Source organism: Bradyrhizobium yuanmingense (assembly GCF_900094575.1).
Classification (GTDB): domain Bacteria; phylum Pseudomonadota; class Alphaproteobacteria; order Rhizobiales; family Xanthobacteraceae; genus Bradyrhizobium; species Bradyrhizobium yuanmingense.
The window spans coordinates 208,857-229,127 of record NZ_FMAE01000001.1; the positions used below are offsets into that span (position 1 = coordinate 208,857).

Annotated in this window: 13 protein-coding genes and 1 pseudogene; 6 read left to right on the forward strand and 8 right to left on the reverse strand. The window is 64.7% G+C overall.

Translation table 11 applies throughout. From position 1 onward, the window contains the following. Positions 1–3: 3 nt before the first annotated feature. From GA0061099_RS00955 to GA0061099_RS41990, 3 genes and pseudogenes are all read right to left on the reverse strand, one after another. The gene (locus GA0061099_RS00955; protein ID WP_036023123.1) at positions 4–3,120 is read right to left on the reverse strand and encodes an efflux RND transporter permease subunit; all 3,117 of its coding nucleotides are present in this window, start codon (positions 3,118–3,120) and stop codon (positions 4–6) included. A 29-nt stretch (positions 3,121–3,149) separates the two neighbouring features. Continuing rightward, positions 3,150–4,400, reverse strand: coding sequence for an efflux RND transporter periplasmic adaptor subunit (locus tag GA0061099_RS00960; protein WP_036023122.1), 1,251 nt, complete (start codon positions 4,398–4,400; stop codon positions 3,150–3,152). A gap of 145 nt (positions 4,401–4,545) precedes the next feature. Further along, positions 4,546–4,761: pseudogene (locus tag GA0061099_RS41990) on the reverse strand (CoA transferase); the annotation flags it as partial. A gap of 90 nt (positions 4,762–4,851) precedes the next feature. Between GA0061099_RS41990 and GA0061099_RS00970 the strand changes: the two are divergent. After that, a complete protein-coding gene (locus GA0061099_RS00970) occupies positions 4,852–5,139 on the forward strand; it encodes a hypothetical protein (protein ID WP_036006055.1) in 288 nt (95 codons plus the stop codon). 164 nt (positions 5,140–5,303) lie between these two features. Continuing rightward, positions 5,304–6,074: an SDR family NAD(P)-dependent oxidoreductase gene (locus tag GA0061099_RS00975; protein WP_036023120.1), complete on the forward strand. Its 771-nt coding sequence runs from the start codon at positions 5,304–5,306 to the stop codon at positions 6,072–6,074. Positions 6,075–6,239: 165 nt separating this feature from the next. Here the strand turns inward: GA0061099_RS00975 and GA0061099_RS00980 are convergent, their stop codons facing one another. From GA0061099_RS00980 to GA0061099_RS00990, 3 genes are read right to left on the reverse strand one after another with little or no spacing between them, the layout of a single operon-like run. After that, the gene (locus GA0061099_RS00980) at positions 6,240–9,704 is read right to left on the reverse strand and encodes an error-prone DNA polymerase (RefSeq protein ID WP_036023119.1); all 3,465 of its coding nucleotides are present in this window, start codon (positions 9,702–9,704) and stop codon (positions 6,240–6,242) included. Next, positions 9,701–11,296: a Y-family DNA polymerase gene (locus tag GA0061099_RS00985; protein WP_074447493.1), complete on the reverse strand. Its 1,596-nt coding sequence runs from the start codon at positions 11,294–11,296 to the stop codon at positions 9,701–9,703. The genes GA0061099_RS00980 and GA0061099_RS00985 overlap by 4 nt, the downstream gene beginning before the upstream one ends. After that, positions 11,193–11,981, reverse strand: coding sequence for an ImuA family protein (locus GA0061099_RS00990; RefSeq protein WP_074447494.1), 789 nt, complete (start codon positions 11,979–11,981; stop codon positions 11,193–11,195). The genes GA0061099_RS00985 and GA0061099_RS00990 overlap by 104 nt, the downstream gene beginning before the upstream one ends. A 162-nt stretch (positions 11,982–12,143) precedes the next feature. Between GA0061099_RS00990 and GA0061099_RS00995 the strand changes: the two genes are divergently transcribed. Further along, positions 12,144–13,379 carry a putative DNA modification/repair radical SAM protein gene (locus GA0061099_RS00995; RefSeq protein ID WP_036023108.1) on the forward strand — a complete coding sequence of 412 codons (1,236 nt, stop codon included), beginning with the start codon at positions 12,144–12,146 and terminating at the stop codon, positions 13,377–13,379. After that, positions 13,379–14,821: a UdgX family uracil-DNA binding protein gene (locus tag GA0061099_RS01000; RefSeq protein WP_036023106.1), complete on the forward strand. Its 1,443-nt coding sequence runs from the start codon at positions 13,379–13,381 to the stop codon at positions 14,819–14,821. The genes GA0061099_RS00995 and GA0061099_RS01000 overlap by 1 nt, the downstream gene beginning before the upstream one ends. Positions 14,822–14,925: 104 nt before the next feature. On the opposite strand, the gene GA0061099_RS01005 is transcribed toward GA0061099_RS01000, so the two are convergent. Further along, the gene (locus tag GA0061099_RS01005) at positions 14,926–16,098 is read right to left on the reverse strand and encodes a M20 aminoacylase family protein (RefSeq protein WP_036023104.1); all 1,173 of its coding nucleotides are present in this window, start codon (positions 16,096–16,098) and stop codon (positions 14,926–14,928) included. A 172-nt stretch (positions 16,099–16,270) separates the two neighbouring features. Here GA0061099_RS01005 and GA0061099_RS01010 point away from each other — a divergent pair, with 172 nt between their 5' ends. Both GA0061099_RS01010 and GA0061099_RS01015 read left to right on the forward strand, forming a co-directional pair. Beyond that, positions 16,271–17,890, forward strand: coding sequence for a GMC family oxidoreductase (locus GA0061099_RS01010; protein WP_036006074.1), 1,620 nt, complete (start codon positions 16,271–16,273; stop codon positions 17,888–17,890). A gap of 13 nt (positions 17,891–17,903) precedes the next feature. Then, the gene (locus GA0061099_RS01015) at positions 17,904–18,785 is read left to right on the forward strand and encodes an alpha/beta fold hydrolase (protein ID WP_036023102.1); all 882 of its coding nucleotides are present in this window, start codon (positions 17,904–17,906) and stop codon (positions 18,783–18,785) included. Between the two features lie 38 nt (positions 18,786–18,823). On the opposite strand, the gene hpnO is transcribed toward GA0061099_RS01015, so the two are convergent. After that, the gene (hpnO, locus tag GA0061099_RS01020; RefSeq protein WP_036006078.1) at positions 18,824–20,215 is read right to left on the reverse strand and encodes an aminobacteriohopanetriol synthase HpnO; all 1,392 of its coding nucleotides are present in this window, start codon (positions 20,213–20,215) and stop codon (positions 18,824–18,826) included. Between the last annotated feature and the right edge of the window lie 56 nt (positions 20,216–20,271).

The window sequence follows — 20,271 nt, forward strand, 5'->3', positions numbered from 1 at the left end:
CGGTCAGCGCGCGCGGCGGGAGAAGAAGGAGATCAGCACCGGCAAGGTCACCAGGATCACGACCGGCGCCAGCATCATGCCGGTGACGACGACAACCGCGAGCGGCTTCTGCACCTGCGAGCCGATGCCTTCCGACAGCGCTGCCGGCAGGAGGCCGACGCCCGCGACCACACAGGTCATCAGCACGGGCCGGAGCTGCAGCTCGCCGGTGCGCACCACCGCGCTCATGCGGTCCATGCCCTCTTCGATCAGCTGGTTGAACTGCGACAGGATGATGATGCCGTCCATCACCGCGATGCCGAACAGCGCGATGAAGCCGATCGCCGCGGAGACGCTGAACGCGGTGCCCGAGATCAAGAGGCCGAGCACGCCGCCGAAGATCGCCATCGGAATCACGCTCATCGCGAGCAGTGTGTCGGTCATCGAGCCGAAATTAAACCAGAGCAGCACGCCGATCAGCGCCAGCGAGATCGGCACCACGATCGAGAGCCGCCGGATCGCGTCCTGGAGGTTGCCGAACTCGCCGACCCATTCCATGTGCGAGCCCGGCGGCAGCTGCACCTGCGCGGCGATTTTGTCCTGCGCCTCGCGGATCGCGCTGCCGAGATCGCGTTCGCGCACCGAGAACTTGATCGGCAGATAACGCTCCTGCTGCTCGCGATAGATGTAGGCCGCACCCGAGACGAGGCTGATGGTCGCGACCTCGCTTAAGGGGATCTGCGTGACGGAGCCGTTCGGCCCAGGCGCACCGATCCGCAAATTCTGGATCGCCTCGGCGCTGCGGCGGTATTCCGGCGCGAGGCGCACGATGATCGGGAAGTGGCGGTCGCTCCCGGGCTCATAGAGGTCGCCGGCGGTGTCGCCGCCGATCGCGACCTTGATGGTCGCGTTGATGTCGCCCGGTGCAAGGCCGTAGCGCGCCGCCTTGGCGCGGTCGATGTCGATCTGAACGGTCGGCTGGCCCAGCGAGGTGAACACCGCAAGGTCGGTGACGCCCTGCACGGTCGACAGCACCTGCTTGATCTTGTTGGCGGTGTCGGTGAGCGCCTGAAGGTCGCTGCCGAACAGCTTGATCGAGTTCTCGCCCTTCACGCCGGAGACGGCTTCGGAGACGTTGTCCTGGAGATATTGCGAGAAGTTGAACTCGACGCCGGGGAAGCGATCGTCGAGCTGCTTGAGCAGCTGCGCGGTCAGCTCTTCCTTGTCGCGGGTACCGGGCCACTGGCTCACGGGCTTCAGCGGCGCGAAGAACTCGGCGTTGAAGAAGCCGGCGGCGTCGGTACCGTCGTCGGGACGGCCGTGTTGCGAGACGACGGATTCGACCTCGGGCCGGGCGCGGATCACCTTGCGCATCTCATTGACGTAGCTGTTGCCTTCCTGAAGCGAGATGGTCGGCGGCAGCGTGGCGCGGATCCAGAGGTTGCCCTCCTCCAGCTTCGGCAGGAATTCGAGGCCGAGCAGCCGGGCGAGCGCGACCGTCATCAACACCAGACCGACCGCGGCGCCGAGGACGATGTTGCGGTTAGCGACCGCCCAGTTCAGCACAGGCATGTAGAGCCGGTGCAGGATCAGCATCACCTTCGTCTCGGTCTCCTCGACATGCGTCGGCAGGATGATCGCGGACAGCGCGGGAGTCACGGTGAAGGTGGCAAGCAGGCCGCCGGCCAGCGCATAGGCATAGGTCCGCGCCATCGGTCCGAAGATGTTGCCCTCGACGCCCGAGAGTGTGAACAGCGGCAGGAACGCCGCGATGATGATCGCCGCGGCAAAGAAGATCGATCGGGAGACGTCGGCGGCCGCGCTGAGGATGGCATGGCTCTTCATGCCGAACAGCGTCTCGGGCGACATATGCTCTGATTCCGACATCGGTGTCGTTTGCGTCAGGCGGCGGAAGATCGCCTCCACCATGATCACGGTGGCATCGACAATGAGACCGAAATCGATCGCACCGACCGACAGGAGGTTGGCCGATTCCCCGCGCAGCACCAGGATGATGACCGCGAAAAACAGCGCGAACGGGATGGTGGCGCCGACGATCAGCGCGCTGCGGAGATCGCCGAGGAAGATCCACTGCAACAGCACGATCAGCAGGATGCCCACCACCATGTTGTGCAGCACGGTGTGGGTGGTGAGCTCGATCAGGTCGCCGCGGTCGTAGATGCGCTCGATGCGCACGCCGGGCGGCAGGATGCTGGAGTTGTTGATGGATTGAACGAGCTCGTGGACGCGCCTGATGGTCGGCGAGCTCTGCTCGCCGCGCCGCATCAGGACGATGCCCTGCACGATGTCGTCGGAATCGTCGAGGCCGGCAATGCCGAGACGTGGCTTCTGACCGACGGTGACGGTGGCGACGTCCTTCACCAGCACCGGATTGCCGCCGGTCTGCGCCACCATGGTGTTGGCGAGGTCGTCGATCGAGCGGATCAGGCCGACGCCGCGCACCACCGCCGATTGCTGGCCGATATCAACGGTGTTACCGCCGACATTGACGTTGGAATTGCCGACCGCCTGCAGCAGTTGCGGCAACGTCAACCCGTTAGCGACCAGCTTGTTGAAGTCGACCTGGATCTCGTAGGTCTTGCTCTTGCCGCCCCAGCCGGTGACGTCGATGACTCCCGGCACGGCGCGGAAGCGGCGCTGCAGGATCCAGTCCTGAATGGTCTTGAGGTCGAGCACGCTGTAGTTCGGCGGCCCGACGAGACGGTAGCGGAATATCTCGCCGATCGGGCTGAGCGGCGAGATCTGCGGCTGCACGTTGCCGGGCAGCGGCGCAAGCTGAGCCAGGCGGTTCAAGACCTGCTGCAACGCCTCGTCATAGGTGTAGGCGAAGGAGAACTGGATCTTGACGTCGGAGAGGCCGTAGAGCGAGATGGTACGGATGGTCGTGACGTTCTTCAGACCGGCAACCTGGGTCTCGATCGGGATCGTGATGTAGCGCTCGATCTCTTCCGCCGACAGGCCCGGGCTCTGCGTCACGATGTCGACCATCGGCGGAGTCGGATCGGGATAGGCTTCGATGTTGAGCCGGTTGAACGCGATCAAGCCGCCGATCAGCACGGCGACGAACATGCCGACCATCAGGAAACGCCGGTTGACGGCAAGGGCAACGAGACGATCCATTCAGGTCTTCAATTTTCTTGGGTCGTCGATCAGCTGCCGGACGCCGCGCGGTCGATGAACAAACTGCCTTTGGTGACGATCTGCTCGCCGGGTTTCAGATTGCTGGTGACCTCGACGAGGTTGCCGTTGATGAGACCGATCTTGATCTGGCGCAGCTCGACCGACTTGTCCTCGCGCGCGACCCAGAGGCGGACCTTGTCGGCCTCGTAGATCAGCGCATGCTTCGGCACCGCCGGCGCGGCGCGGTCGCCGGCCGAATAGATCGTGACGTTCGCGAACATTTCCGGCTTGAGCAGCCCGTCCTTGTTGTCGATCGTGGCGCGGACCTGCAGGCGGCGGGTGGCGGGGTCGATCGCGGCAGCAACGTAGTTGATCTTGGCGCTGAACGGACGGCCCGGCAGCGCCATCACATTGACGGTGATGTCCTGCCCGATGCACACCGCGGCCGCATCGCTCTCGCGCACGAAGGCGGTGAGCCAGACCGTGGAGAGGTCGCCGACCACGAAGACCGGATCGCTAGCGCCGGAATTGACGTATTGCCCCGGGCCGATCTTGCGTTGCACGACCGTGCCGGAGATCGGCGAGTAGATCGTGATCTCCCGATCGATGACGCCCTTTTCCTGGAACGTCTTGATGGCCTCGTCGGTGAAGCCGAGGATGCGCAGCTTGTTGCGCGCGGCTTCCAGCGCCGCCACCGAGGAGCGCATGTCGTTTTGCGCCTGCACCTGGGCCGCTTCCGCCTGCTGGTAATCCTTGAGCGGAATGGCATGGCCCTCGTAGAGGTCCTTGGCGCGCTTGAACTGGATGTCGGAAAGCTCGAGCGCCGACTTCGCCTTGTTCTGCGAGGTCATCGCCGCGATGAAATCGTTCTGGGCCTGCACGGTGTCGGCGGCCTCGATCGTAAACAGCGGTTGACCTTGCTTCAGCGTCTCGCCGGGCTTGGCGAGCAGCTTGGTGACACGGCCTGCATAGGGCGAGAACACCGGCGTCGAACGATCCTCGTCGACCGCGACCTTACCCTCGGTGACATACTCGGCCCGGAAGCTCCTGGCGGCGACCGGTTCAATCGTCAGCGTCGCCCATTCGGACGGTGTCGGCGTGAAGGTTTGCGCGTTCCTGCGCGACTGGCTGGAGATCTCGGAGTGCTTCTTTGCCTTCGGGCCCGAAGAGAACAAGCCGTACGCTCCGACACCGGCGCCGGCGACAGCTAGTAAGACTACGGATGCGATCACCCGTTGTTTTGCAATCACGTGCAATCGCTTGGTAATCTCAACTGCCATGGGGCCCGGTCGTGTCTGCGACGATCTCGGCAAATGATTGCCGCATCGGTCGCGCTAATAGTGCCGAATTGGGATTTCAAACAACCTAAAAAACGCGTCGGCCCTTTCCGTCTGCGTTAAAATTTTGCGACATGTCAGCTTCATGTCAGCTTCGGCCCGGCCATTGTGCCGGATGACTGCCGAGCAGCATCGCCGGACGACTCCATTGCGCCGGCGTCTTCGACAGCCAAACGGAATGCTGCACCGCCTTCAACGTGCCGAAGCCAGATTGCATGTGCTCTATGAACGCAGAATGTACGGCCTCTCCCGTAACATCCGGGGTATTCAATCCGCCCTCGAGCCAACCGAGATTCCGCAGCCAGAATGCCGGCGGGGCTTTGCATGGCTGCTTCTCTCCCCGCTCATTTGCTGTACTTTTCGCGACCGTGTCATGATCGCAGAAAGGATTGCAATGGCCGCCATCGATCCCCTCATCGCAGGTGCCGTGTTCATCGCGACGGCGGCCACCGACGCCGTCTATGTCATGTTCACCTCGGCCGTGATCGCGCGCAAGCGCATCCCGGCGGCGAACTGGAGCGCGGTCTGGTACCTGCTCTCCTCTTACGCCGTGATCAGCTACACCGAGAACGTCTTCTACGTTGCCTTTGCCGCAATCGGCTCCTGGGCCGGCGCCTATGCCTCGTTGACCTTTCTGCACCGCCCGCCCGGCGGCCCACCGGTGGGAGCGGCGCCGGAGTGAAGTCTCTCCGCGTCATTGCGAGGAGCCCTTGCGACGAAGCAATCCAGGATCCTTCCGCGGATGCATTTCTGGATTGCTTCGCTGCGCTCGCAATGACGACATGGAGGCTTCTGGGCGTCGCTCGAAACAGCTACAGTCCCCGCGACCAACAAAAAGGAGCAACAATGGATCTCGGTCTCAAAGGCAAGAACGCCGTCGTGCTCGGCGGCACGCGCGGCATCGGGCGGGCGATTGCGGCGACGCTGGCCGGCGAAGGTGCCAATGTCGCGGTGTGCGCGCGCAACGCCGATCAGGTTGCGGCCACCGTCGGGGAGTTGAAGGCGAGCGGCATCCGCGCCACCGGCGGCGCGGTCGACGTCACCGACGGCGCGGCGCTCAAAAGCTGGATCGAGGCTGCAGCAAAAGAGCTCGGCGGCATCGACCTGCTATTCTCCAATGCCGGCGCAATGGCGCAAGGGCACGATCCGGCGTCCTGGGAGCAGAATTTCCGCCTCGACCTGCTCGGCGCCGTGCATGCCTTCGACGCCGCCCGGCCATTCCTCGAGACAAGCGGCGCCGGCAGCGGCGGTGCGGCTTTCGTGATCATCTCGTCGATCTCCGCGGCGCAGGCGGACACGGCCAGCTCCTACGGCCCGATCAAGGCCGCACTGATCCACATGGCCAAGGGACTGGCGCGGCAATACGCGAAGAAGAAGATCCGGATCAACGTGGTCTCGCCCGGCACCGTCTATTTCAAGGGCGGCGTCTGGGAGATGATCGAGAAGAACATGCCGGAGCGGTACCAGGACGCGATGAAGCGCAACCCGACCGGCCGCATGGCGACGCCGCAGGAGATCGCGAGCGCGGCGGTGTTTCTGGCGAGCCCGGTGTCGGGGTTCACCACGGGATCGAATCTGGTCGTGGATGGCGCCATCTCGAACCGGGTGAATTTTTGAGGGCAGCTTGCCGAGCTCTCTCCTCCGTCATGGCCAGGCTTGACCCGGCCATCCACGCACTGCTGCGCACTCCGAAAGACGTGGATGCCCGGGTCAAGCCCGGGCATGACGACTGAGAATGAGGCGCAATCATCGCAACAAACGTCGGCAGTAGCCCGCGCTCGCTCAATGAAAATCCCGCGAGGGCGGCAGGATACGGACGTTGCGGGGGTGACGGATTTTTTGCGCGGGCATGTCCGTAAGCGCGCGAGGGTCTTCGTTCAGCGGTTCGACCACGGTGGCGCCTGCGGGCAGCGGATGCTTGCGGCCGAGCGCATCGTTGGCCAATCCGACCAGATCGTGCGAGCGATCGATCATGCGCTGGGCGATGAGATGCGTCACCTTCTCCGGGCTGCTCTGGATGTAGCCTTCGACCAGGATGAGGCGCGCGCCCATCACTTCTTTCCGGTACTGCTCCATGATCTTGGGCCAGACCACGACATTGGCGATGCCGGTTTCGTCCTCCAGCGTCATGAACACGACGCCGCTGGCGCTGCCCGGCCGCTGCCGCACCAGGACCACACCGGCGCAACGGACGCGGCGCCGCTCGTTCTCATGGCTGATCTCCTTGCAGGCCACGATGCGCTCGCGCGTAAACATCTCGCGCAGGAATTCCATCGGATGGCCCTTCAGCGACAGGCGGATGGTCTGGTAGTCCGCGACCACCTGCTCGGCGCGCGGCATCGCCGGCAGCGGTTTTGCGCCTTCGTCCGGCTGCTCGCGCGCGGTCGCCGCCTCGAACAGCGGTAGCGGCACGTCGTCGGGCAGCCGCCGCACCTGCCACAGCGCTTCGCGGCGGTCGAGCCCGAGCGAGCGGAACGCATCGGCATCCGCCAAGAGGATCAGCGCGCGCTTGGGCAGACCGGTGTCGCGGGCGAAATCCTCCAGCGAGGTGAAGGGACGGCGGTTGCGCGCGGCAATGATGCGGTCGGCCCAGTCCTGGGCTTTCTCGACACCGTCATTCCGGGGCGACGCGTCAGCGTCGAGCCCGGAATCCATTCCTCCGCCAGGCGTATGCGGCGCGATGGATTCCGGGTTCGCGCTACGCGCGCCCCGGAATGACGACTGAGAGCGCTTCAGGCGCTCCTCATCCTCGTCCAGCCAGTGGAATCCATCGATCTGGCGAAAGCCGAGGCGCACGGCGCAATACTGACCGCTCCCCTCCTCCAGCGTGTTCTGTGCAAAGCTGTAGGACACGTCGATGTCGCGCACCTCGACGCCGTTCTTGCGGGCGTCGCTGACGATCTGCGCCGGCGCATAAAAGCCCATCGGCTGCGAATTCAACAGACCGCAGCAGAAGGCGTCGGGATGATAGTGCTTCAGCCACGACGAAATGTAGACCAGCTGTGCAAAGCTCGCGGCATGGCTCTCCGGAAAGCCGTAGGATCCAAATCCCTTGATCTGGTCAAAGCAGCTTTTGGCGAAGTTGGGATCGTAGCCGCGCGCCACCATGTTGCCGATCAGCTTCTCCTCATATTGGCCGATGGTGCCGACATTGCGGAAGGTCGCCATCGAGCGGCGCAGGCCGTTGGCTTCCTCGGAGGTGAAATGCGCGGCCTCGATCGCAATGCGCATCGCCTGCTCCTGGAACAGCGGGACACCGAGCGTCTTGTGCAGCACCTTGTAGAGTTCGTCCTTGTCGCCATGCTCTGGCGACGGAGACGGATAGCTCACCTTTTCCAGCCCGTTCCGCCGCCGCAAATAAGGATGCACCATGTCGCCCTGGATCGGCCCGGGGCGCACGATCGCGACCTCGATGACGAGATCGTAGAAGGTGCGCGGCTTCAGCCGCGGCAGCATGTTCATCTGGGCGCGGCTCTCGACCTGGAACACGCCGAGCGATTCCCCGCGGCACAGCATGTCGTAAACCCTGGGGTCGTCCTGCGGGACGCTCGCCAGCATAAAACGCTCGCCCTTGTGCTGGTCGATCAGATCGAAACATTTCCTGATGCAGGTCAGCATGCCCAGCGCCAGCACGTCGACCTTCATCATGCTCAGTGCATCGACGTCATCTTTGTCCCATTCGATGAAGGTGCGGTCGTCCATCGCGGCATTGCCGATCGGCACATAGGTGTCGAGCCGGTCCTGGGTCAGCACATAGCCGCCGACATGCTGGGACAGATGGCGCGGGAATTCGATCAACTCGGTCGCAAGCTCGACCGCGAGGTTGATCATGGGATTGTTCGGATCGAGCCCGGCCTGCCGGACCTGCATGTCGTTGAGGCCCTTGCCCCAGCTGCCCCAAACGGTGTCGGCGAGCGCGGCAGTGACGTCCTCGGTCAGGCCGAGCGCCTTGCCGACGTCGCGGATGGCGCTGCGCGGGCGGTAGTGGATGACGGTGGCGATGATCGCGGCGCGGTGGCGGCCGTAGCGGCGATAGACATATTGCATCACCTCCTCACGGCGCGAATGCTCGAAATCGACGTCGATATCGGGCGGCTCCAGCCGCTCCTTGGAGATGAAGCGCTCGAACAAGAGGTCCACCTTGGTCGGATCGACCGAGGTGATGCCGAGCACGTAGCACACGGCCGAGTTCGCCGCCGAGCCGCGGCCCTGGCACAAAATGTTCTGGCTGCGCGCGTAGTGGACGATATCGTGCACGGTGAGAAAGTAATGCGCGTATTTCAGCTCGGCGATCAGCGCGAGCTCCTTCTTCAGGGTCGCGCGCAGCTTGTCGTCGATCTTGCCGCCGAAATATTTGTCGACGCCCGCCCAGGTCAGGTCCTCCAGATGCCCCTGCGCGGTCTTGCCCGGCGGTACCGGCTCGTCGGGATATTGATACTTGAGCTGATCGAGCGAGAACTCGATTGCGTCCGCAAAGCGCATGGTCTGCGCAATCGCCTCGGGAAAATCGCGGAACAGCCGCGCCATTTCGCGCGGCGTCTTCAGGAAGCGCTCGGCATTGGCCTCTAACTTCCGCCCAATCGCCTCGATCGTGGTCTTTTCCCGAATGCAGGTCAGCACGTCCTGGAGCGGACGGCGGCCGGGATCGTGATACAGCACCTCGTTGGTCGCGAGCAGCGGCACCTTGGCCTTTGCGGCGAGATCATCGAGCCGCAAGAGGCGACGCTTGTCGTCGCCGCGATAGAGCAGGCTCGCCGCCAGCCACACGCCCTCGGCACGGCTCGCCTTCAGCTTTGCGAGGACATCCAGCGCCCGCGCCAGCTCGAAACGATGCGGCAGCGTCAACACCAGGAGCTGGCCTTCCGAGAATTCCAGGAGATCGTCAAGCCTGAGATGACACTCGCCCTTTTCGATCCGCGTGATGTCATCGCCACGCTTGCCCCTTGTCAGGAGCTGGCACAGCCGGCCATAGGCCGCGCGATCGCGTGGATAGACCAGGATGTCGGGCGTGCCGTCAATGAAGACGATGCGAGCGCCGATCAACAGTTTCGGCTTGTGCAGCACCTCGTCATTGTCAAGCTCCTGGTAGGCGCGCACCACGCCGGCAAGCGTGTTGTGGTCGGCAATGCCGATCGCGGGAATCCCGAGCTTGCTCGCCTGATGCACATAGGCGCGCGGATCCGAGCCGCCGCGCAGGAAGGAGAAGTTTGTGGTGATGCCGATCTCGGCATAGCTAAGGGTATTCATGCGAAGAGACCGTGCACATACCAGCCGGGAGACGCCGGCTTGCCGTCACCGTCGAACACCTCGCCTTCATAGAGACCGTCGCGAAAGATCCAGAAGCGCAGGCCCTCGGCATCCTCGATGCGGAAATAATCCCGTGTCAGCTGCTTGCCGTCCTGCCGCCACCATTCCATCGCGATGCGCTCGGGCCCCTCTACCCGCACCACCGCATGCAGCGCGCGCCGCCAGGTGAATTGATGCGGCGGACCGTCTGGCACGGTCGCGAACGGCACCTTGATCGGCTCCGGCTTGTCGAACAGCCGCAAGGGACGCAGCGGCGGCTCGCTCGCGACGCGCGCCGGCCATTCGGCCTGCATGGCAGCAGCGAGATGATGCTGCGCCGATGCGGCCAGCACCGCGCTTTCGGGGATGTGGGTATCCTGCGGCAGGTGCACGACGACACGCCTGCCGCCGATCCGCGCGGCGATGCGGTCGATCAGCGCCGCGAGCTCGTCATTGTCGTGGACATGGGCATCGAGATCGCGCTGCTCCTGCACCACGATCTCGGTGCGGCTCGCCGACAACCGCACCATGTCGAAGCCGAAACCGGGATCGAGGGGATCGGCGAGGGCATCGAGCCGCTCGCGGAACAAGCGGTCGACCACGGCGCTTCGCGTCACCGGACGCCCGGTCTCGACCGTAATCGTACGCACCACGCCGTCGGTGCGGAAGAACGCGGCTTCAAGCCGCCGCGCGCCTTTGCCCTGCTTCTCCATGGACGCGATCAACGTGTCGGCGAGCCGCGACAGCGTCATCGCGATCATGGTGTCGGTCGCGATCGGCTCGGCAAAGCGTTTTTCCACGATGTAGTCGGGCGGCGGTTTGCGCGGGCTGATCGGCGCATCGCCCTGCCCCAGCGCATGGGCGAGCAGCGTGGAGAAGCGCGCGCCGAACCGCGCCGTGATCTCGGAGGCGCTGCGCGAGGCGACGTCGCCGATGGACTTCAGCCCGGCGCGGCGCAGGCCGGTGGTGATGGCTTCACCCGCACCGAGAGCGGAGACTGGAAACGACCTGATCGCCTCCGCCTCGCCGCCATCGGCCACAATGGTGCCGGATACCTGCCGCGTCAGCGTGCGGGCGCAGACCGAGGTGCCCGCGATCGCCGCGCTGACGGCAAAGCCTTGCCGGTCGAGCGCCCGGACCAATGTCCGCAACAGCGCGGCCTCGCCGCCGAACAGATGCGCGCAACCGGTGATGTCCAGGAACAGCCCGTGCGGTGGATCGAGCGCCACCAGCGGCGTGAAGCGGTCGCACCAATCGGCGATGTCGCTGATCGTCTTCGTATCGGCCACGGTATCGGCGTCGAACACACGCAAATCCGGGCACATCGCCCGCGCATTGGCCAGCGGTTGGCCGATATACAGGCCGAGGCGCTCGGCGGCCTCGTCCAGCGCATGGATCACCAGCGCATTGTTGTCCTTGATGACGACAATGCTCGGCTCATGGTTGGTTTTACCCAGCCCGGCGCTGCTGAAGAACCGCTGGATCCTGTCGATGGGCAGGCGCGGCAGCCACAGGCTGAGGATACGTCGACGGTTCACTGAACTGGCACTCATCACAATTCCATTCCATGATCCACCGGCCGCAGGGGCCATGACGATTGCGCAAGAGCTCGGCATCGAACACCGGCGCGCCCCAGGCACTCCACACCGAGCCCGGCGGCGAAGGCGCCGCACGCAGCATCCATCGTGTCTCCGCGGTCGAGGGCAGCGGCTGCGCGGCCATCCGCAGCAAGAGGCCGGTCACGCCCGAGCCTTGCGCGGCCAGCGTCAGCTTGCGGCTCGCCACCAGATCGAACTGCCTGGTCTCGCCCCAGAGCTCGAGCACGACGGCGCCCAGCGCATCGCAGGCGAGCGCGTCGGCCGAGGTGCGTAGCGCGCTCTCGACATCGGCGGCGCGCACCATCACCACACAGCGCGGATCGAGGCCGAGCTCGGATAGCCCGCTCATCGACAGCGCGCCGGTTTCGAGCTCCGAAAAATCCTGCCGCACCCACAATAGCGGCCGGCGTGCGCTCACGCGTCCCGCAAGGCCCATGACAAACCCCGTCGCGGCCGCGCCCTGTCGCCCCTCGCAAAACACCTCGTGGATCGCCGCGCGCGCGAGCCCGCCCTTCAGCGCGGCGTCGGCCGCGCCATGGCCGAGTACGATGCGATCGCGCGGATGCACGACTTCCGCCGTCTCGATGCGCTCGATCTGGCCGCGCAGGATCGCAAGCGCGCTCATACGTGCGCCGCTCATGCTCGCCGCTCCTCAGAGGTGATTGCCGATGGCTCTCAAAAAGAGAACCAGCGGCTGGCTCATTTGTTCATGATATGTTCTAATATAAAGCTAACGGCGCCGGCAGAGTCAATCGAATTGGCGCATCCAAAGATTCATGAGCGGAATCAAAGAGATTCAAACATGGACGTACAACGCAAGCTGGAGATTCTGGCGGATGCCGCCAAATACGACGCATCCTGCGCCTCCAGCGGTACCGAGAAGCGGGATTCCAGCGACGGCAAGGGCATGGGCTCGACCGCGCCGGGCATGGGCATCTGCCATTCCTACGCGCCGGACGGACGCTGCATCTCCCTGCTCAAGGTGCTGCTGACCAACGCCTGCAATTACGATTGCCTTTATTGCGTCAACCGCGCCTCCTCGAATGTCCCACGCGCCCGCTTCACCATCGACGAATTGGTCAGGCTCACGCTCGACTTCTACCGGCGCAATTACATCGAGGGCCTGTTTCTCTCCTCCGGCATCATCCGCAGCCCTGATTACACGATGGAGCAAGTGGTGAGCGTCGCGCGAAAACTGCGCGAGGAGCATCATTTCCGCGGCTACATCCATCTGAAGACCATTCCCGAGGCCGACGACGCGCTGATCGCCGAGGCCGGCAAATATGCCGACCGCCTTTCGATCAACATCGAGATGCCTGAGGAGACGAGCCTGCAGCAATTCGCGCCGGAGAAGGACGTGCGCGCGATCCGCCGCACCATGGGCCGGCTGCGGCTGAAGCTGGACGAGGCCGAGGAGAGCCGCAGCGCCAAGACGAAGGCCAAACCGCAGCGCTTCGCGCCCGCCGGACAAAGCACGCAGATGATCGTCGGCGCAGATAGCGCCTCCGATCACACCATTCTCCACACCAGCGCCAATCTCTACGGCGCCTACCGGCTGCGGCGCGTCTATTACTCCGCCTTCAGCCCGATCCCCGATGCCAGCCGCGCGCTACCCCTGCGCGCGCCGCCGCTGCTGCGCGAGCACCGGCTCTACCAGGCCGACTGGCTGATGCGGTTCTACGGCTTCGATGTCGGCGAGATCGTCGACGACAGCGCGATGCTGCCGCTCGACATCGATCCCAAGCTGGCCTGGGCGCTGCGCCACCGCGACCGCTTCCCGCTCGACGTCAACCGCGCCAGCCGCGAGGAGCTGCTGCGCGTTCCGGGCTTCGGCACCAGGACGGTCGAACGCATCCTCGCGACGCGGCGCACCACCACGATCCGCCTCGCCGATCTCGCGCGGCTGCATGTGCCCCGCAACAAGGCGCTGCCGTTCATCGTCCTCAGCGATCACCGTCCCTCACCGCATCGTCTCGATGCCGCCGGGTTGATCGAACGGTTCAAGCCGAAAGCAACGCAACTGGGATTTGGCTTCTGATGCAGTACATCATGCTCGACACCGAAACCGATTTCGACGGCTGGCGCAAAGCCGCGCGCAGCCTCGTGCTCCATCACGTGCCGCCCGGCGCGGTCACCTGGACCGTGCAGGGCCACGAAGCCGAGCTGTTCGCACCGTCCTCGCCGTCTCCAATCCTCGAGGTGAACGACGGCACGTTCACCGTCTCGGCAAAATTCGTCGAGCTTGCCAAGGCGGCGATCCTGCATCGCGACGGCGAGCGCTTTGCGATCCTATATCGCCTGCTGTTCCGGCTGAAGGACAATCACGATCTCATTGAGGTCGCGACCGACCCCGATGTCGCGCTTGTCACGGCCATGGCGAAAGCGGTCTATCGCGACGAGCACAAGATGCATGCCTTCGTGCGCTTCCGCGAGATCGGCCGGGAACGCCAGGCGCACTACGTCGCCTGGTTCGAGCCGGAGCATCACGTCGTCGAGCTCGCCGCGCCGTTCTTCGCCAAGCGCTTTGCCGACATGCCCTGGTCGATCCTGACGCCGGACCTCTGCGCGCATTGGGACGGCCATGCGCTCTCGTTCACGCCGGGCGTCAGCAAGAGCGAGGCGCCGGGCGAAGACCGGCTGGAGGAAACCTGGCGGCGCTACTATGCCAGCATCTTCAATCCGGCCCGGCTCAAGGTGAAGGCGATGCAGGCCGAGATGCCGAAGAAATATTGGAGGAACCTGCCCGAGGCTTCGATCATTAAGCCCTTGATCGAGGACGCCGAGCGCATGACCGGCGCCATGATCGCCAATGCCGCAACCGATCCGCACAAGCCTCAGAAGCGGCCGGAGGCTCCGATGAAACGCAAGTCAGCTGCCGACGATCTCGAAACGCTCCGCGAGGAGGCCGCGCATTGCCGCGCCTGCCATCTCTACAAGGACGCGACACAGACCGTGTTCGGCGAAGGGCCGAAGAATGCCAACATCATGCTGGTCGGCGAGCAGCCCGGCGACAAGGAAGACCTCGCCGGCCATCCCTTCGTCGGCCCGGCCGGGCAAATGCTCGATCGCGCACTGGAGGAGGCCGGCGTCGACCGCAAGAAGGTCTATGTCACCAACGCGGTGAAGCACTTCAAATTCGTGCCGCGCGGAAAGATCCGCCTGCACCAGAAGCCGAACACACCTGAGATCCGGGCGTGCCGGCAATGGTATGAGCGGGAAGTTTCGACAATCCAGCCCGATCTCATCGTGGCAATGGGCGCCACTGCCGCGCAGAGCGTGTTCGGCAAGATCACCCCCATCGGCAAGAACCGCGGCCGGCTGATCGAGCTTCCCGAAGGCCGCAAGGCGCTGGTGACCGTGCACCCGTCCTATTTGCTGCGACTGCCTGATCCCGAAGCCAAGGTTCTGGAATATCGGCGCTTCGTCGAAGATCTGAAGATCGCCGCCGGCCTGCAGAAGAAGGCCGCACGGGCTGCGTGAATACAGTGGGAAATGGCTTCACGCCGTTGTCGACGATCCGATTTCTCAAATAGACAAGGACCCGTGGAATGCACGGGCCCTTCATCTGTGCTTCGGACCCGGTCCTACGACGCCGCGAGCTGCTCCTCGACCAGCTTCACCCAATAGGACGTGCCGTAGACGATCGCCTCGTCGTTGAAATTGTAGGCGGGATGATGCAGGCCGGCGCTGTCGCCGTTGCCGCAGAAGATGAAGGCGCCGGGCCGCGCTTCCAGCATGTAGGCGAAATCCTCGCCGCCCATCAGCGGCGCCATCTCGTGGACATGGGCCTCGCCCGCGACCTGCGTGGCGATGCGCCGTGCCACTTCGGTCTCCGCCGCATGATTGTTCACGACCGGATAATTGCGCTTGTAGTGCAGGTCGATCTTGGCGCCGGTGATCTGCGCCATGCCCGCCACGACTTCATGCACGCGCTTCTCGACCAGCTTGCGCACCTCCGGCGACAGCGTGCGGATGGTGCCTCTCAGGGTCGCAGTCTGCGGAATGACGTTGCGGGCGTTGCCGGCGTGGAATTCGCAAATCGATACGACCGCCGATTCCAGGGGATCGACGCTACGCGAGACGATCGACTGCAGGGCCGTGATCACCTGCGCGCCGACCAGCACGGAATCGACGCATTTGTGCGGACGCGCGGCGTGGCCGCCGACACCCTCGATCATGATGTCGACTTCGTCGGTCGCCGCCATGATCGGGCCCGGCCTGATCGCGAACGAGCCGACCGGGATGCCCGGGCCGTTGTGCATGCCGTAGACCTGCTCGATGCCGAACCGCTCCATCAGGCCGTCCTTGACCATGGCCGCGCCGCCGGCGCCACCCTCCTCGGCGGGCTGGAAGATCACCACGGCATCGCCGGCGAAATTGCGCGTCTCGGCGAGATAGCGGGCCGCCCCGAGCAGCATCGCGGTGTGGCCGTCATGGCCGCAGGCGTGCATCTTGCCGGGAATCTTGGAGGCGTAAGGCAGATTAGTCTGCTCCTCGACCGGCAGCGCGTCCATGTCGGCACGCATGCCGATCACCTTGAGCCCCTCGCCGGTGGGCTTGTTGCCCTTGATCACGCCGACGACGCCGGTCTGGCCGAGACCGGTCACGACTTCGTCGCAGCCGAACTCCCGCAACCGGTCCGCAACGAATGCTGCGGTGCGGTGGACATCATACAGCAGCTCGGGGTGCTGATGGATGTCCCGCCGCCAGGCCTGGATATCGGGTTGAAGGTCGGCGACGCGGTTCACGATGGGCATGGAAGGTCTCGAGCTGTTGGAAATGCAGGTCTGTCTACCATGCAAGCGTCGGTCCACCCAACCCGCCGGCAATCGGGGTCTAGCCCTGTTCACCCGGCATGGCCGGGCTTGTCCAGGTCGGCTGCGTCTGCCTATTAACGGAAAGCAAAGAGACCATCCGGGTGGAAGCAGAATGCCGAGGCGGCTTGAAGGTGAGTTTGACTACATTGTCGTCGGAGCCGGCACCGCGGGCTGCATCGTCGCCAACCGGCTGTCGGCTGTCCCAGGCAACCGCGTTCTCATCCTTGAAGCCGGCGGCGACGACAACTGGATCTGGTTCCATATCCCGGTCGGCTATCTCTTCGCCATCGGCAATCCGCGTTCGGACTGGATGTTCAAGACCGAGGCCGAGCCCGGCCTGAACGGCCGCTCGCTGGCCTATCCGCGCGGCAAGGTGATCGGCGGCTGCTCGGCAATCAACGCCATGATCTCGATGCGCGGACAGGCTGCCGACTACGATCATTGGCGCCAGCTTGGCCTGACCGGCTGGGGCTATGACGACGTGCTGCCGTTGTTCAAGCGCCTCGAGGACCACTTCCTCGGCGCCAGCGAGCATCACGGCGCCGGCGGTGGCTGGCGCATCGAGGCACCGCGGCTGTCATGGGCCATTCTCGACGCGGTCGGTGACGCCGCCGAGGAGATGGGCATCAAGCGCATCCCGGATTTCAACACCGGCGACAACGAAGGCACCAGCTATTTCCACGTCAACCAGAAGCGCGGCCGGCGCTGGTCCTCGGCGCGCGGCTTCCTCAAGCCGGCCTTGAGGCGCCCCAATCTGCGGCTCGAGAAGCACGTGCTGGTCGACCGCCTCATCATCGAGCAGGGCCGCGCCGTCGGCGTGCGCTTCATCCAGAACGGCGAGATCATCGAGGCGCGCGCAAAGCGCGAGGTGGTGCTCTCGGCAGGCTCGATCGGCTCGGTGCAGGTGCTGCATCGCTCCGGCATTGGACCGGCCGACTGGCTGTCGCCGCTCGGCATCGACATCGTCATGGACAAGCCCGGCGTCGGGCGCAATCTGCAGGATCACCTGCAGCAGCGCGCGATCTACAAGGTCGAGGGCGTGCGCACGCTGAACGAGACCTATTACAATCTGTTGCGCCGCGGCCTGATGGGGCTCGACTACGCTGTCCGCCGCCGCGGCCCGCTCACCATGGCGCCGTCGCAGCTCGGCATCTTCACGCGCTCCGATGCGACGCGCGCCCGCGCCAACATCCAATTCCACGTGCAGCCGCTCTCGCTCGACAAGTTCGGCGATCCCCTGCACCGTTTCCCTGCGATCACGGTGAGCGCGTGCAATCTGCAACCGACCTCGCGCGGCACTGTGCGGTTGCGCGCGACAACGCCTGACGAGAAGCCGATCATCGCGCCAAATTACCTGTCGACCGACGACGACCGCCAGGTCGCCGCCGACGCCATTCGCACCACGCGGCGCCTGATGCAGCAGAAAGCGCTGGCCAAATATCGCCCCAGCGAATATCTGCCCGGCCCCTCCGTCGGCGACGACGATGCCTCCCTCGCAAAAGCCGCCGGCGACATCGGCACCACCATCTTCCATCCCGTCGGCACCGCGAAGATGGGCACGGCGAACGATCCAATGGCGGTGGTGGACGAGCGGTTGCGATTCTACGGCCTCGACGGCCTGCGCATCGTCGATGCCTCGATCATGCCGACGATCACCTCGGGCAACACCAACACGCCGACCGCGATGATCGCTGAGAAGGGCGCCACGATGATTCTGGAGGATGCGAAGTAGCATCCCATCGCTCATGATCGATCCGCACCGTTTCTCAATCGGTCCCGCCGACGCAGAGATCGCCATGCTGCAATGGGGCGACAGCGGCAAGCCGCCTGCCCTGCTCGTACACGGCACCGGCTTCGTCGCCGACGTCTGGCACGAGGTCGCGCGCGAGCTCGCATCGACCTACACCGTCTATGCCCTCGACCGACGCGGTCATGGCGCAAGCCACAAACCCGGCGCCTATCACTTCCTTGATTACGCCGACGACATCTGCCGGGTGGTCGATACGCTCGATCTCCGCGACATCTACGGGATCGGCCACAGCGCGGGTGCGACCGATCTCCTTCTCGCGGCGAAACTCCTGCCCGGTCGCTTCGCACGCCTGTTCGTGATGGAGCCGACCGTCATGGACCCGCGCGCGGCGCGCTCCGGAGGATTGAGCGAAGAATCGCTCGCCCGCGTGCAGGGCACGCTACGCCGACGCGCCGAGTTCGACAGTCCCGACGCAGTGTTCGAACGTTACCGCGCAGCACCGGCGTTTGCGGATTGGACCGAAACCTCACTACGGACGTATGTGCGCCACGGCTTCGCGCCCCTGGATGACGGCCGCGTCCGGCTCTGCTGCACGCCCAAAATCGAAGCCGCGATCTTGCTTCCCATCTACGAGGCGATGGAGCAGGTCTACATTGGGGATGCCCGCGGCAATCCGTTCGCGATGCTCAGCGAGATCGACTGCCCGGTGCGCGTCACGACAGCGGCGAAGTCGGGTCCAATCTACAAGGAGATGGCGCGACGCGCTGTGTCGCTGATCCCGGGTGTGACCACACGGGTTTTCGAGAATGCCGGCCACTGCGTCGCGCAGGAAGTGCCGGAGCACGTGGTGGAAGCCGTGCGCGAGTTTGCCAAATAAGGTTCGGCCGCGGACCGAGGCGGCCTGAGCGAACGTCTCTAAGCCGACCTGCGCACCGCGTTGTCCACCAGCGTCTTGCCGAGCGACCAGATCGCACCGGGGACCTTGTGGCTGCCGGCGATGACGTCGTCGAAGGCGCGCTCGATCCAGGCGCAGTCTTCCTCGGTGATCGTGAGCGGCGGCAAGAGCTTGATGGTGTGGCTGCCGTGGCCGGCGACTTGCGTGAGGATCTTGTGATCCTTGAACAGCGGCACGGTGATGAGCTGGCAGAACAAGCCCTTGTTGGCGGTCTCCAGCACGTTCCAGGAGGCCCGCAGGCGCAGCGACTTCGGGGGGCCGAATTCGATACCGATCATCAAGCCCTTGCCGCGGACTTCCTTGAGCAGCTCGTAGCCTGGCACCATGCGCGTCAGCGCGAGGCGCAGCTCGGCGCCGCGCTTGGCGGCCGCATCGATCAGCTTCTCCGATTCCATGACGTCGAGCGTGGCTATGCCCGCGGCCATCGCGAGGTCGTTCTTGGAGAAGGTGGAGCCGTGCACCACCGCGCGGTCCATCTGGTTGAAGATCTTGTCGAAGATGCTCTTGCGCGTCAGCACGGCGCCGACCGGCACGTGGCCGCCCGACAGCGACTTCGATAGCAGCACCATGTCGGGCTCGACGTTCCAGTGCTCGACCGCGAGGAAGCGGCCGGTGCGGCCCATGCCGGTCTGGATCTCGTCGGCGACGAACAGCGTGCCGTATTTCTTGCAGAGCGCGGCCGCGCCGGGCAGGAACTCGTCGGTGGGCATGTTGACGCCCTTGCCTTGGATCGGCTCGACCACGAAGGCTGCGACCTCGCGCGAGGCCAGCGCCTTTTCCAGCGCCGCCAGGTCGTTGAACGGGATCGCGGTGCAGCCCGGCAGCAGCGGCTCGAAGCCGGTGCGGAAATTGGCATCGCCGGTCAGCGACAGCGCGCCGTAGGTCAGTCCGTGATAGCCGTGCGCGCAATAGACGATGCCGGGACGCCCCGTCGCGCCGCGCGCGAACTTGATCGCGGCCTCGACGCATTCGGCGCCGGAATTGGCGAAGAACGCCTTGTCGAGATAGGGAACGTATTTCAGGAGGCGCTCAGCCAGCACACCTGCGAGCGTCGAGACGTCGAATTGGACGAGGTTGGGCAGGTCGGCATCGAGCACGCTCTTGAGCGCCTCGCGCATGACCGGATGATTGCGCCCGATCGCAAACACGCCGAAGCCGGACAACAGGTCGAGATAGCGCGCGCCCTCACGGTCGTAGAGATACTGCCCATGCCCCTTCTGAAAGCCGACATCGTAGCCGATGGTCTTGAGAACCCGGACGAACTGCTCGTTCAGATACCGGTTATGCAGGGTGCTGCGCTGGGCCTGACGGTCCGCGAATAGCTGAGACATGTCTGGATTTGGGCTGTGCATCCGCTACATACTTCGGTTGAGGGCCGTCTCGTCAACTGAAAACGGACCGTTACTGA

What these genes read in the sequence shown, in the direction of transcription:
- GA0061099_RS00955 (WP_036023123.1), bottom strand. Translation starts at nt 3,120, where the DNA reads ATGGATCGTCTCGTTGCCCTTGCCGTCAACCGGCGTTTCCTGATGGTC.
- GA0061099_RS00960 (WP_036023122.1), bottom strand. Translation starts at nt 4,400, where the DNA reads ATGGCAGTTGAGATTACCAAGCGATTGCACGTGATTGCAAAACAACGG.
- GA0061099_RS00970 (WP_036006055.1), top strand. Translation starts at nt 4,852, where the DNA reads ATGGCCGCCATCGATCCCCTCATCGCAGGTGCCGTGTTCATCGCGACG.
- GA0061099_RS00975 (WP_036023120.1), top strand. Translation starts at nt 5,304, where the DNA reads ATGGATCTCGGTCTCAAAGGCAAGAACGCCGTCGTGCTCGGCGGCACG.
- GA0061099_RS00980 (WP_036023119.1), bottom strand. Translation starts at nt 9,704, where the DNA reads ATGAATACCCTTAGCTATGCCGAGATCGGCATCACCACAAACTTCTCC.
- GA0061099_RS00985 (WP_074447493.1), bottom strand. Translation starts at nt 11,296, where the DNA reads ATGAGTGCCAGTTCAGTGAACCGTCGACGTATCCTCAGCCTGTGGCTG.
- GA0061099_RS00990 (WP_074447494.1), bottom strand. Translation starts at nt 11,981, where the DNA reads ATGAGCGGCGCACGTATGAGCGCGCTTGCGATCCTGCGCGGCCAGATC.
- GA0061099_RS00995 (WP_036023108.1), top strand. Translation starts at nt 12,144, where the DNA reads ATGGACGTACAACGCAAGCTGGAGATTCTGGCGGATGCCGCCAAATAC.
- GA0061099_RS01000 (WP_036023106.1), top strand. Translation starts at nt 13,379, where the DNA reads ATGCAGTACATCATGCTCGACACCGAAACCGATTTCGACGGCTGGCGC.
- GA0061099_RS01005 (WP_036023104.1), bottom strand. Translation starts at nt 16,098, where the DNA reads ATGCCCATCGTGAACCGCGTCGCCGACCTTCAACCCGATATCCAGGCC.
- GA0061099_RS01010 (WP_036006074.1), top strand. Translation starts at nt 16,271, where the DNA reads ATGCCGAGGCGGCTTGAAGGTGAGTTTGACTACATTGTCGTCGGAGCC.
- GA0061099_RS01015 (WP_036023102.1), top strand. Translation starts at nt 17,904, where the DNA reads ATGATCGATCCGCACCGTTTCTCAATCGGTCCCGCCGACGCAGAGATC.
- hpnO (WP_036006078.1), bottom strand. Translation starts at nt 20,215, where the DNA reads ATGCACAGCCCAAATCCAGACATGTCTCAGCTATTCGCGGACCGTCAG.